Here is an 11,838-nt window from a genome sequence, read left to right as displayed (position 1 = left end):
ATTAAAATGTTTCAACTTTTAAAACCCGACCTGAATATCGATTTCATGCGTTGGTCCAAGCCGGCTTTTATTTTTTCGGCCTTGATGATTGCGGCGTCTGTGTTCAGCTTGTCAACAAAGTGGTTGAACTGGGGACTCGACTTTACCGGCGGTACGCTGATTGAAGTGGGTTTTGAGAAACCGGCTGATCTGCAACTTATTCGCGACTCTCTTCAAGCTGAAGGCTTTGGGGATGCGATTGTTCAGAACTTTGGTACTTCTCGTGATGTGATGGTGCGCCTTCGCCCGCGTGAAAACGTTAAGGGTGAACTGCTTGGGACTCAAATCCTTGAAGCGATCAAAACCGGTACAGGTGAAGCCGTTGAAATGCGCCGCATCGAGTTTGTTGGCCCGAACGTGGGTGATGAACTGACCGAAGCGGGTGGCTTGGCCATTATTGCTTCGTTGCTGTGTATTTTGCTGTATGTCTCTGTGCGTTTTGAATGGCGTCTAGCGGCAGGTGCGGTAACGTCTTTGGCGCACGATGTGATCATCACGCTGGGTATATTCTCGTTCATGCAAATCGAAGTGGACCTAACCATCGTGGCAGCATTGCTGACGGTAGTGGGGTACTCCTTGAACGATACGATTGTTGTTTATGACCGTATCCGTGAGAACTTCCGCAAAATGCGTAAAGGTGACGCTGCTGAGATCATTAACTCCTCAGTGTCACAGACATTGAGCCGTACTTTGATCACGTCAGGCACAACCTTGTTCGTGGTTATCGCTTTGTTTATGCAAGGCGGCGCGATGATCCACGGCTTTGCAGCAGCATTGTTGATTGGTATTACCATCGGTACTTACTCTTCTATCTATGTGGCTTCGGCACTGGCGCTCAAATTGGGCATCACCCGTGAGCACCTTCTTCCTCCACCGCCAGTGGATAAAGAAGGCGAAGAGTTCGACGCAATGCCGTAACGCATACCTATGTGGTAACAAAAATGGAGCCGAAAGGCTCCATTTTTCTATTCTTTTCCCCAAACAAAAACGGCGTCCCGAAGGACGCCGTATTTTAATTCAGAACAATCTTATTTCTTCATTGCTTCGTTCGCGTTATCGCGAACTTTCGCCAGCATACCTTTCAGTACTTTCGGGCTAGCAGAAATAATGTTACCGGTTTGCATGTAATCAGTACCACCTGCGAAATCTGTGCAAAGTGCACCCGCTTCACGTGCGATCAGCTCACCTGCTGCCATGTCCCAAGGTTTCAAGCCAAGCTCGAAGAAACCGTCAAAGCGAGCAGCTGCAACATAACAAAGGTCTAGTGCTGCTGAGCCGGTACGACGGAAGTCAGCACAATCAACAAACAGTGCGCTAACGACTTTCATAAAGCCTTCTGAGTGTTGCTTCGCTTTATAAGGGAAACCTGTCGCCAGAATCGTACCATTCAAATCTTTAGGGCTGCTCACGCGAAGACGTTTGCTGTTTAGCTGTGCGCCTGAACCGCGCTGAGCAGAGAACAACTCATTACGAACTGGATCGTAAACACAAGCGACTTCAGTACGGCCTTTAATGCGTAGTGCAATAGAGACTGAGAAGTGAGGAATACCTTTAATGAAGTTTGACGTGCCATCCAGTGGGTCGATGATCCATTGGTAATCAGCATCTTTCCCTTTAATCACGCCCGCTTCTTCAGAAACGATGCTGTGGTCAGGGTAAGATTTCTTGATTACATCGATAATAATGTGCTCAGCAGAAGTATCGATATTGGTAACGAAGTCATTAGTGCCTTTTTGAGTGGCTTCTACGTTATCAGGGTTTTCAGCAGATTTAGCGATAAAGTCGCCAGCCTTTCGCGCAGCGCGAATGGCAATGTTTAGCATTGGATGCATACAATTTTCCCAACGGATGTTAAAGAACGGAAAGCGGCGGCGAGTATATCAGAGCTGGGCCAAAAGGGAAGTGGTGAATTTTTGCGCACCCATTTTCGTACTGTAGTGTAAAAAGGGTAAAACAAATACCAGTGTGGTAGAATCGCGCGGCTCAATGCTCAAACGCCATTTGGTGGTCGTTTGGGTTGAATTCCCCGACGTAATTCAGTGATCGCTAAATGTTAGATAATATTCGAATTGTACTGATTGGCACCACCCACTCTGGCAACATTGGCTCGGCTGCCCGAGCCATGAAAGTGATGGGGCTAAAAAACATGGTGCTCGTTGCTCCCGACTGCACAGTAGACGGTCAAGCTATCGCGCTCGCTGCGGGTGCAAGCGATATTGCCAACAATGCGCGCATTGTAAATACCATTGAAGAAGCCGTCGCAGATTGTGGTTTGGTCGTCGGCACAAGTGCGCGAAGCCGAACTCTTGAATGGCCAATGTTGGATTCTCGCGAGTGCGGTAAAAAAGCCATTGAAGAAGCAAGCCAACATCCCGTCGCTTTGGTCTTCGGTCGAGAACGCACTGGATTAACCAATGAAGAGCTTCAAGCTTGTCATTTCCATGTGGCGATCCCCGCCAATCCTGAATACAGCTCGCTAAACCTTGCGATGGCTGTGCAAACCCTTTGTTACGAAGCGCGTATGGCATGGCTAGACAGCCAAGCCTATCAAGGGGAAGTGAAAGAACAACCTTATCCAATGGCTGAAGATTTAGAGCGTTTCTATGCGCACCTTGAGCAGGTGTTAGATAAAACAGACTTCATCAATAAATCACACCCAGGCTTGGTGATGACTAAACTGCGTCGTCTGTTTAATCGCGCGCGCCCTGAAAGTCAGGAGCTAAATATATTGCGTGGTGTGCTTTCTGCTGTTGAAAAAACAATCAAAAAGACACAAGAATAACCGCTTTTTAGTTAGGGCTAAAAGCTTGACTAAAATGGTAGGTTAAATACTTGACCGTTTTAGTCGGGTATGTCAGACTCATTGCATTACTCGCTCACAGGTAGGATGTTATGAGACTGACTTCTAAAGGCAGATATGCCGTTACAGCGATGCTTGATGTCGCGCTGCACTCCGAAATGGGGCCCGTGCCTCTGGCTGACATTTCTGAGCGTCAAGGTATCTCTTTGTCATATCTTGAGCAGCTTTTCTCGCGTCTTCGCAAAGCTGGACTTGTGTCTAGTGTTCGCGGCCCTGGTGGTGGTTACCGCCTAGGTGTTAGCGCAAATGAAATCGCAGTTGGTATGGTTATCGCGGCGGTGGATGAATCGGTAGATGCAACTAAGTGTCAAGGTAAAGGCGACTGCCAAGGCGGAACACGCTGCCTGACACACACGCTTTGGCGTGATTTAAGCTCGCGTATTAGCAGCTTTTTAAATGACATAACGCTTGGCGAACTCATGCAAGACAACGAAGTCAAGCAGGTCGCCGGGCGTCAAGACTCAACTCGTGAGTCAACCACTATTGTTAGACACGGTTTAAACTCCAGTGGCAGTGAAAACTCAGTCACTATGGGTGTGAATTTTCGCTCGTAATGAGTCGTGCCGGAGTACTTGGAGACACAAATGAAATTGCCAATTTATTTTGACTATTCAGCAACATGCCCAGTAGATCCGCGTGTTGCAGAATTAATGATGCAACACCTGACACTGGATGGCGTGTTCGGTAACCCAGCATCTCGCTCGCACCGTTTCGGTTGGCAAGCGGAAGAAGCGGTTGATACTGCACGTGAAAACATTGCGAACTATCTGAATGCTGACCCACGTGAAATTGTCTTCACGTCAGGTGCAACAGAATCAGACAATTTGGCAATCAAAGGTATTGCGCATTTTTACGGCAAAAAAGGTAAGCACATTATTACGTGCAAAACCGAGCATAAAGCGGTTTTGGACCCTTGCCGTCAACTAGAGCGTGAAGGTTTTGAAGTCACGTACCTTGAGCCTGAGTCAAACGGCATTGTTGATTTGAACAAATTGGCTGACGCGATTCGCGAAGACACCATTCTTGTTTCTATCATGCATGTGAACAACGAAATTGGCGTCATTCAGGACATCGCAGCCATCGGCGAATTATGTCGTGAGCGTAAAGTGGTTTTCCACGTTGATGCCGCGCAATCTGTTGGCAAATTGCCACTCGATACGCAAGAAATCAAAGTTGATTTGGTATCGATGAGTGCACACAAAGCCTATGGCCCTAAAGGTATCGGCGCATTGTATGTACGCCGTAAGCCACGTATTCGTCTAGAAGCACAAATGCACGGTGGTGGTCACGAGCGCGGTATGCGTTCAGGTACGCTACCGACCCACCAAATCGTGGGCATGGGTGAAGCGTTCCGTATTGCAAAAGAAGAGCTTGAAAAAGATCAAGCACACTCACTGGCATTGCGTAACCGTTTCCTTGATGGCGTAAAAGATTTAGAAGCCGTTTACGTAAACGGTGATTTGGAACAGCGTGTTGCCGCCAACTTAAATGTGAGCTTTGCCTTTGTAGAAGGTGAGTCACTGCTGATGGCACTGAAAGATTTGGCTGTTTCTTCAGGTTCCGCATGTACATCTGCAAGCCTTGAACCGTCTTATGTTCTGCGCGCTCTAGGCCTGAACGATGAATTGGCACACAGCTCAATTCGTTTCTCATTCGGTCGTTTTACCACGGAAGAAGAAGTGGACTACGCGATTGAGCAGGTACTGAAAGCGGTTACCAAGCTTCGTGAAATGTCACCTCTTTGGGACATGTACAAAGAAGGTATTGATTTAAACACCGTTGAGTGGGCACATCACTAATCGGTCAAAGGATATTGAGGAATAGATCATGGCTTACAGCGAAAAAGTAATCGATCACTATGAAAATCCACGTAACGTGGGTGGCTTTGATAAAAACGACCCAAATGTGGGTAGTGGCATGGTTGGCGCCCCCGCGTGTGGCGATGTGATGAAGCTACAAATCAAAGTGAACGATCAAGGCATCATCGAAGATGCGAAGTTCAAGACTTACGGTTGTGGTTCTGCGATTGCATCTAGCTCTCTGGTAACAGAATGGGTTAAAGGCAAATCTCTGGACGAAGCGGCTTCTATCAAGAACGCCGAAATTGCTGAAGAGTTGGAATTGCCACCAGTGAAAGTTCACTGCTCAATTCTGGCGGAAGACGCAATCAAAGCCGCTGTTAGCGATTACAAGAAAAAGCACGAAGCTTAATACGTAAGAAGGGTTGTTGTACTTATGGCCATTACTATGACAGACGCAGCGGCATCACGTGTCCGCACTTTTCTTGAAAGCCGAGGTAAAGGCATCGGACTACGTTTAGGTGTTCGTACCTCTGGTTGTTCAGGCATGGCTTATGTTTTGGAGTTCGTTGACGAACTCCAAGAAGAAGACCAAGTGTTTGAGTATGACGGCGTGAAAGTGATCGTTGATAGCAAGAGTATGTTGTATCTTGAAGGTACGGAGCTCGACTTTGCAAAAGAAGGCTTGAATGAAGGCTTTCAATTCAACAACCCTAACGTAAACAGTGAGTGTGGTTGCGGCGAAAGCTTTAACGTTTAACACGTGAGATGACATGAATCATTTCGAACTATTCGGGCTATCATCTGAGTTTGAACTGGATGGTAGCTCTCTTTCTTCGCAGTATCGCGAACTCCAACGACGTTTTCACCCGGACAAATTTGCTACGGCCTCAGCTCAAGAGCGCCTGCTAGCTGTTCAGAAAGCGGCGCAAATCAACGATGCCTATCAGACGCTACGCGACCCCGTTCGCCGCGCGGAATACCTCCTTTCACTGAATGGGCTAGAACTGCGCGACGAACAGCAGACAATGCAGGATCCTGAGTTTTTAATGCAGCAAATGGAACTGCGTGAAGAGCTCGAAGAGATTGCAGATAGTGATGAGCCGGATGTATTGTTGTTTGACTTTGAGAAGCAGGTATCGACACTTCATCAAGCGCTGCTGAGTGAACTGATAGAACAACTCAATACTCAGCATTGGCCAGATGCGGCAGTGACGGTACGTAAGCTCAAATTCTTAGTCAAACTCAAGCAAGAAATCGAACGAATCGAAGATCGGCTGCTGGGTTAATTCACGGCGCAGTGGCAGATCAGGCTACAGGAACCAACATGGCACTGTTACAAATTGCAGAACCTGGTCAAAGTGCTGCACCGCATGAGCATAAGCTCGCAGTGGGTATCGACCTCGGGACAACCAATACGCTTGTGGCATCAGTTCGCAGCGGCACCTCAACACCCCTTGATGATCTGGATGGCCGATCACTGATCCCATCAGTGGTGCATTATGGCGACACCGTCACTGTGGGTTATGACGCACTGGCGATGTCTGAAACAGACAGCGCCAATACCATCATTTCTATTAAACGCATGATGGGACGCTCACTCTCTGACGTTCAATCACGCTATTCGCATCTGCCTTACCAGCTGTCTGCGTCAGAAAATGGCTTACCGCTGATCAATACCCGTTTAGGCGCAAAAAACCCGATTGAAGTTTCTGCCGATATATTGCGTGCTGTGAATGCACGAGCGGAAGCGTCATTAGGTGGTGAGCTTGAAGGCGTGGTGATTACCGTTCCTGCCTACTTTGATGATGCGCAGCGTGCGGGCACGAAAGATGCTGCCAAACTGGCAGGTCTTAACGTTCTTCGCCTTCTCAATGAACCCACGGCTGCAGCGATTGCTTATGGTCTAGATTCAGGCCAAGAAGGTGTGATAGCGGTTTATGATTTGGGCGGTGGCACTTTTGATATCTCCATTCTTCGACTGTCTAAAGGCGTGTTTGAAGTGTTGGCGACTGGCGGTGATTCAGCGTTAGGTGGGGATGATTTTGACCACTTAGTCGCAGATTGGATTGCTGAGCAAGCAGGCTTTGCCGAATTGTCTGGCGATGATCGTCGTCGACTACACAATGTGGCGACGGCTACAAAAGTGGCATTGAGTGACAACGCCAGCACTGACATTGATGTGCTGGGTTGGAAAGGCTCACTGACTCGTGCGCAGTTTGATGATTTAATTGGCGCATTGGTTAAGAAAACCTTACTTTCTTGTCGCCGTGCGTTAAAAGACGCTGGTGTCAGTACTGATGAAGTACTCGAAGTGGTGATGGTCGGCGGTTCAACGCGTGTTCCTTTGGTTCGCGAACAAGTGGGTGAATTTTTTAACCGCACACCACTAACCAGTATTGATCCCGACAAAGTGGTTGCGCTGGGTGCAGCGACTCAGGCTGATATTTTGGTGGGCAACAAGCCGGATGGCGAAATGTTGCTGCTGGATGTTATCCCTCTGTCGTTAGGCATTGAAACCATGGGCGGTTTGGTGGAAAAAATCATTCCACGCAATACCACCATTCCTGTTGCGCGCGCTCAAGAGTTCACCACGTTTAAAGACGGTCAAACTGGCATGAAAGTGCATGTGGTACAGGGCGAGCGTGAGATGGTCGATGATTGCCGCTCACTCGCCAATTTTACCTTGAAAGGTATTCCGCCAATGACCGCGGGTGCTGCGCATGTTCGCGTGACGTACCAAGTGGATGCTGATGGTTTGCTTTCTGTCACAGCGATGGAGAAAAGCACGCAAGTGCAGTCATCGATTCAGGTTAAGCCATCTTATGGTTTGAGTGATGATGAAGTGGTTAACATGATCAAATCATCGTTTACTCACGCGCAAGATGACAAAGATGCTCGCTACCTTGCCGAACAGCGGGTTGAAGCTGATCGCGTGATCGAGGGTCTGCTGGTTGCCATTCAAGCTGATGCGCAAGTATTGCTGACAGACATAGAACAGAAAGCCTTGGTGCAAGCGATTGAAGCACTGATTGCGCTGCGTAACGGCGACGATGCCGCAGCCATTGAGCAAGGTATTAAAGATACAGACAAAGCGAGTCAGGAATTTGCATCGCGTCGTATGGATAAATCCATCCGCGAAGCACTGGCTGGCCATTCCATTGATGAGGTTTAAACATGCCAAAGATTGTTGTTCTGCCACACCAGGATCTCTGTCCGGAAGGGGCGGTGTTGGAAGCGAAAACTGGAGAGACAGTGCTGGATGTAGCGCTGCGTAACGGTATCGCGATTGAACATGCTTGTGAGAAATCGTGTGCATGTACTACGTGTCATGTGATCATTCGTGAAGGTTTTGACTCTCTGAATGAAAGTGAGGAGCTGGAAGACGATATGCTTGATAAAGCATGGGGTCTTGAGCCTGAATCACGTTTGGGTTGTCAGGCTAAAGTGGCTGATAAAGATTTAGTGGTAGAAGTACCTCGCTACACCTTAAATCACGCGTCAGAGCACCACTAATTCAACCCTAGGGAGCAGAACAATGAGCTTAAAATGGATTGACTCTCGCGACATCGCGATTGAGCTTGTAGAAAAATTTCCGGAAACTGACCCTAAAGCAGTGCGTTTTACTGATCTGCACCGTTGGGTGATGGAGCTGGAAGACTTCTCTGATGACCCTAATCACTCCAATGAGAAAATATTGGAGGCGATCATCCTGTGCTGGATGGACGAAATGGATTAATCTTTGGGTATAGCCCTTGTGTTAGTCGTTTAATGCAGGCACATTGATCATATTGAAGCGGGCTAATGCCCGCTTTGTTTTATCTGATAAAAACGTCATACAAGTGGCGTAAAATAAAAAATATAATCAGTCAAAAAAATAGAAACGCCTTGCCCGAGATTGGCAACGCGAGTTGAAAAAGGAGTTCAGCATGACCGACAAAATGCGTATCGCGCTATCCCATGAATCTGCTGCAGATGTTTGGGGCGCCAATGCCGTTGTTTCTTTTGGCCAAGATGGCGCCACCGTTCACGCTACTGGGGAAGATACCCTTTCTCCTGTACAACAAGCCGCGCGCAAGCTCGAGTCACAAGGCATTCGCAAAGTCAGCCTGATGGGTGATAACTGGGATCTTGAAACCGCGTGGGCTTTCTATCAGGGACTTCGTGGCCCGAAATCAGGTTTTGAGTTTGAGCCGCCAGCGCTCGAACAAAAATCACTGAAAGCCTTGAATGACCGTATCACTGCGATTGATTGGGTGTGTCAGGTTATCAACGAGACGGCAGAAGAAGTGGGGCCACAGCAACTGGCTGTGCGTGCTGGGGAATTCATCAAATCACAAGCGCCGAGCCCTGAGAATGTTAGCTACAAAATAGTGTCTGGCGCAGATTTGCTTGAGCATGGTTGGGTCGGTGTTCATACGGTAGGCCGTGGCTCTGCCCGCAAGCCTGCTATGCTGCAACTGGATTACAACCCAACGGGTGATGAAAACGCGGAAGTGTTTGCCTGTATTATCGGCAAAGGCATTACCTTTGATTCGGGGGGGTACAGCATCAAGCAATCTAGCTTCATGGATGCAATGAAAGCAGACATGGGCGGGGCGGCGATGGCCACGGGGGGGTTGGGTTTGGCTATCGCTCAAGGCCTGAACAAGCGTGTGAAGCTGATCCTTTGCTGCGCTGAGAACATGATTTCGAGTAACGCCTATAAACTAGGTGACATCATTACCTACAAAAACGGTGTGACGGTTGAAGTGCTCAACTCTGACGCTGAAGGGCGTTTGGTGCTGGCTGATGGCCTATTGTATGCCAACCAATTCAAACCCGCCCTCACGATTGATTGTGCAACACTGACCGGCTCGGCGAAAATGGCGCTGGGGAATGACTACCACGCACTGTTCAGCTTTGACCAATCATTGGCACAACGCTGCTTATCAGCGGCGGATGCGGAAAACGAAGGCATGTGGCAACTGCCAGTGGCAGATTTTCATCGCAACATGTTGCCGTCAAGTTTTGCAGACCTCGCTAACGTAGGAGCAGGGCAATACTCACCGGGTGCCAGTACCGCAGCGGCGTTCTTGTCCTATTTCGTGGATGATTACAAAAACGGTTGGATTCACTTGGATTGTTCAGGTACGTACCGGAAAGGCGCTAGCGATAAGTGGGCCGTAGGCGCAACAGGCATGGGCGTGAAGTCTTTGTCCCGTATTTTGATGGATGAATCGTCACGATAATTCAAACAAAAGTTCCCTTGAATTATCAACACAGTTAACGGTTCCGCAATGTCAGTCTAGGGTCTGACATTGTGCTCTGGTAGGCTACCTTTGACATTACAAGCAGATAGCTCGTTTTCTACCTGCTGTCTGAAAATATAATAAGGAAGATAGAATGACTATTGAGCGCACTTTTTCAATCGTGAAGCCCGACGCCGTTGAACGCAATCTGATTGGCGCTATCTATCAGCGTATTGAAGCCGCTGGACTGCGAGTTGTCGCAGCCAAAATGCTTCACCTGAACAAAGAAAAAGCGCAAGGCTTTTACGCAGAGCATGAAGGCAAACCTTTCTTTGATGATCTGGTCGAATTTATGACGTCTGGCCCTGTGATGGTGCAGGTTCTAGAAGGCGAAAATGCAATCGCAAATTACCGAGAGTTGATGGGCAAAACCAACCCTGAAGAAGCAGCATGCGGCACACTACGTGCAGATTATGCCGTTAGCATGCGTTTTAACTCGGTACACGGTTCTGACGCCCCAGCTTCTGCGGAACGTGAGATAGCCTATTTTTTCGCCAGTGATGAGATTTGCCCTCGCAAAGCGTAATCTACTGTGAAGGAACAGGAAAAAGGGAGCTTGCGCTCCCTTTTTTATTTTTGGCATATAATAAGCCTACAAGTAACAGGTGGAATCCAGATCACAAAGACTGTACAATTTCGCGCCTTGATTTAAGGCTGTAAGCCCCTTATCAACCCGTATATAACCTGTTTCACGAGGCAATCTGATGACAACGGAAAAAATCAATCTACTGGATTTTGATCGGCAAGCAATGCGAGCGTTTTTCGCTGACGAGTTAGGCGAAAAGGCGTTTCGTGCTGATCAGATCATGAAGTGGATGTACCATTTTGGTGTTGATGATTTCGATCAGATGAACAACATCAATAAAAAGCTTCGTGAAAAACTAAAAGCGAAATGCGAAATCCGCGCGCCAGAAGTTACGCTTGCAAAGCATTCAAGCGATGGCACCATCAAATGGGTAATGCGTGTCGGCAACCAAGACGTAGAGACCGTTTATATCCCGGATGAAGACCGCGCAACGTTATGTGTTTCTTCACAAGTAGGCTGTGCGCTTGACTGCAAATTCTGCTCGACCGCTCAACAAGGCTTCAACCGTAACCTGAAAGTGTCTGAAATTATCGGTCAGGTATGGCGTGCAGCGAAAGAGATTGGTATCGAGAAGGACACAGGTCGTCGTCCTATCACCAATATCGTAATGATGGGCATGGGCGAACCACTGCTTAACATGAAAAACCTGATCCCGTCACTTAATCTGATGCTCGATGATCTGGGGTTCGGCCTTTCTAAGCGTCGTGTCACCGTATCCACATCGGGTGTGGTTTCTGGTTTGGATCAGATGACAGACAAAATTGATGTGGCATTGGCCATTTCATTGCATGCACCTAATGATGAGTTGCGTAGCCAGATTATGCCGATCAACGATCGTTATAACATTGCGACGTTTTTGGAATCAGTTCGTCGTTACATCGCATCGTCAAATGCGAACCGTGGTCGAGTGACTGTTGAATATGTGCTTCTGGATCATGTTAATGATGATATGGACCATGCGCGTCAACTCGCAGAGCTGTTAAAAGATACCCCTGCAAAGATAAACTTGATTCCTTTTAACCCTTATCCTGGGTCACCATACAAGAAGCCAAGTAACTCTCGCATTGACCGTTTCATGAAAACATTGATGGAATACAATTACACGGTCACCGTGCGCAAAACTCGAGGCGATGATATAGATGCAGCATGTGGTCAGCTTGTTGGTGATGTTATTGACCGCACCAAACGTACGCAGAGCAGACTGAATGTTGAGGAGCAAATCCCAGTAAAATCAGTCTGATCGCATAGACTGATAGGATGGGA

Annotated in this window: 14 protein-coding genes; 13 read left to right on the top strand and 1 reads right to left on the bottom strand. The window is 48.0% G+C overall.

The annotated features are described in order from the left end of the window. The first annotated feature begins 6 nt into the window (after positions 1–6). Positions 7–957 (top strand): protein translocase subunit SecF, encoded by a 951-nt coding sequence (gene secF, locus ACED36_RS06600; RefSeq protein WP_016960880.1) that lies wholly within the window; start codon positions 7–9, stop codon positions 955–957. 110 nt (positions 958–1,067) lie between these two features. On the opposite strand, the gene suhB is transcribed toward secF, so the two are convergent. Beyond that, the gene (suhB, locus tag ACED36_RS06595; RefSeq protein WP_016960881.1) at positions 1,068–1,871 is read right to left on the bottom strand and encodes an inositol-1-monophosphatase; all 804 of its coding nucleotides are present in this window, start codon (positions 1,869–1,871) and stop codon (positions 1,068–1,070) included. 218 nt (positions 1,872–2,089) lie between these two features. On the opposite strand from suhB, the gene trmJ reads away from it, so the two are divergent. The 12 genes from trmJ (at position 2,090) to ACED36_RS06535 (ending at position 11,815) form a co-directional block, all read left to right on the top strand. Next, positions 2,090–2,821, top strand: a complete 732-nt coding sequence (gene trmJ / locus ACED36_RS06590) for a tRNA (cytosine(32)/uridine(32)-2'-O)-methyltransferase TrmJ (protein WP_016960882.1) — start codon at positions 2,090–2,092, stop codon at positions 2,819–2,821. A 110-nt stretch (positions 2,822–2,931) separates the two neighbouring features. Then, positions 2,932–3,453 carry a Fe-S cluster assembly transcriptional regulator IscR gene (gene iscR, locus ACED36_RS06585; protein WP_016960883.1) on the top strand — a complete coding sequence of 174 codons (522 nt, stop codon included), beginning with the start codon at positions 2,932–2,934 and terminating at the stop codon, positions 3,451–3,453. 30 nt (positions 3,454–3,483) lie between these two features. Continuing rightward, the gene (locus tag ACED36_RS06580; RefSeq protein WP_371732962.1) at positions 3,484–4,698 is read left to right on the top strand and encodes an IscS subfamily cysteine desulfurase; all 1,215 of its coding nucleotides are present in this window, start codon (positions 3,484–3,486) and stop codon (positions 4,696–4,698) included. A 28-nt stretch (positions 4,699–4,726) separates the two neighbouring features. After that, the gene (gene iscU / locus ACED36_RS06575; protein ID WP_016960885.1) at positions 4,727–5,110 is read left to right on the top strand and encodes a Fe-S cluster assembly scaffold IscU; all 384 of its coding nucleotides are present in this window, start codon (positions 4,727–4,729) and stop codon (positions 5,108–5,110) included. 24 nt (positions 5,111–5,134) lie between these two features. Continuing rightward, positions 5,135–5,458, top strand: a complete 324-nt coding sequence (gene iscA / locus ACED36_RS06570) for an iron-sulfur cluster assembly protein IscA (RefSeq protein WP_017004663.1) — start codon at positions 5,135–5,137, stop codon at positions 5,456–5,458. Positions 5,459–5,471: 13 nt separating this feature from the next. After that, positions 5,472–5,987 carry a co-chaperone HscB gene (gene hscB, locus ACED36_RS06565; protein WP_016960887.1) on the top strand — a complete coding sequence of 172 codons (516 nt, stop codon included), beginning with the start codon at positions 5,472–5,474 and terminating at the stop codon, positions 5,985–5,987. A 38-nt stretch (positions 5,988–6,025) separates the two neighbouring features. Beyond that, positions 6,026–7,873 carry a Fe-S protein assembly chaperone HscA gene (hscA, locus tag ACED36_RS06560; RefSeq protein ID WP_371732961.1) on the top strand — a complete coding sequence of 616 codons (1,848 nt, stop codon included), beginning with the start codon at positions 6,026–6,028 and terminating at the stop codon, positions 7,871–7,873. A gap of 2 nt (positions 7,874–7,875) precedes the next feature. Next, a complete protein-coding gene (gene fdx, locus ACED36_RS06555) occupies positions 7,876–8,214 on the top strand; it encodes an ISC system 2Fe-2S type ferredoxin (protein ID WP_016960889.1) in 339 nt (112 codons plus the stop codon). A gap of 22 nt (positions 8,215–8,236) precedes the next feature. After that, entirely contained in the window at positions 8,237–8,437 is a 201-nt protein-coding gene (iscX, locus tag ACED36_RS06550) for a Fe-S cluster assembly protein IscX (protein ID WP_016960890.1), read from the top strand. Positions 8,438–8,627: 190 nt separating this feature from the next. Beyond that, the gene (pepB, locus tag ACED36_RS06545) at positions 8,628–9,929 is read left to right on the top strand and encodes an aminopeptidase PepB (RefSeq protein ID WP_016960891.1); all 1,302 of its coding nucleotides are present in this window, start codon (positions 8,628–8,630) and stop codon (positions 9,927–9,929) included. 154 nt (positions 9,930–10,083) lie between these two features. Continuing rightward, positions 10,084–10,515: a nucleoside-diphosphate kinase gene (ndk, locus tag ACED36_RS06540; RefSeq protein ID WP_016960892.1), complete on the top strand. Its 432-nt coding sequence runs from the start codon at positions 10,084–10,086 to the stop codon at positions 10,513–10,515. A 178-nt stretch (positions 10,516–10,693) separates the two neighbouring features. After that, positions 10,694–11,815, top strand: coding sequence for a bifunctional tRNA (adenosine(37)-C2)-methyltransferase TrmG/ribosomal RNA large subunit methyltransferase RlmN (locus ACED36_RS06535; protein WP_016960893.1), 1,122 nt, complete (start codon positions 10,694–10,696; stop codon positions 11,813–11,815). Positions 11,816–11,838 lie beyond the last annotated feature (23 nt).

It is taken from the genome of Enterovibrio sp. FF113, assembly GCF_041439165.1.
GTDB lineage: Bacteria > Pseudomonadota > Gammaproteobacteria > Enterobacterales > Vibrionaceae > Enterovibrio > Enterovibrio norvegicus_A.
The sequence above is the reverse complement of the archived record's forward strand: the minus strand, read 5'-3'. Positions and strand labels throughout refer to the sequence as shown.

Bases quoted from the DNA above. Each gene is read 5' to 3' on its own strand.
- secF (WP_016960880.1), top strand. From the start codon at position 7: ATGTTTCAACTTTTAAAACCCGACCTGAATATCGATTTCATGCGTTGG.
- suhB (WP_016960881.1), bottom strand. From the start codon at position 1,871: ATGCATCCAATGCTAAACATTGCCATTCGCGCTGCGCGAAAGGCTGGC.
- trmJ (WP_016960882.1), top strand. From the start codon at position 2,090: ATGTTAGATAATATTCGAATTGTACTGATTGGCACCACCCACTCTGGC.
- iscR (WP_016960883.1), top strand. From the start codon at position 2,932: ATGAGACTGACTTCTAAAGGCAGATATGCCGTTACAGCGATGCTTGAT.
- ACED36_RS06580 (WP_371732962.1), top strand. From the start codon at position 3,484: ATGAAATTGCCAATTTATTTTGACTATTCAGCAACATGCCCAGTAGAT.
- iscU (WP_016960885.1), top strand. From the start codon at position 4,727: ATGGCTTACAGCGAAAAAGTAATCGATCACTATGAAAATCCACGTAAC.
- iscA (WP_017004663.1), top strand. From the start codon at position 5,135: ATGGCCATTACTATGACAGACGCAGCGGCATCACGTGTCCGCACTTTT.
- hscB (WP_016960887.1), top strand. From the start codon at position 5,472: ATGAATCATTTCGAACTATTCGGGCTATCATCTGAGTTTGAACTGGAT.
- hscA (WP_371732961.1), top strand. From the start codon at position 6,026: ATGGCACTGTTACAAATTGCAGAACCTGGTCAAAGTGCTGCACCGCAT.
- fdx (WP_016960889.1), top strand. From the start codon at position 7,876: ATGCCAAAGATTGTTGTTCTGCCACACCAGGATCTCTGTCCGGAAGGG.
- iscX (WP_016960890.1), top strand. From the start codon at position 8,237: ATGAGCTTAAAATGGATTGACTCTCGCGACATCGCGATTGAGCTTGTA.
- pepB (WP_016960891.1), top strand. From the start codon at position 8,628: ATGACCGACAAAATGCGTATCGCGCTATCCCATGAATCTGCTGCAGAT.
- ndk (WP_016960892.1), top strand. From the start codon at position 10,084: ATGACTATTGAGCGCACTTTTTCAATCGTGAAGCCCGACGCCGTTGAA.
- ACED36_RS06535 (WP_016960893.1), top strand. From the start codon at position 10,694: ATGACAACGGAAAAAATCAATCTACTGGATTTTGATCGGCAAGCAATG.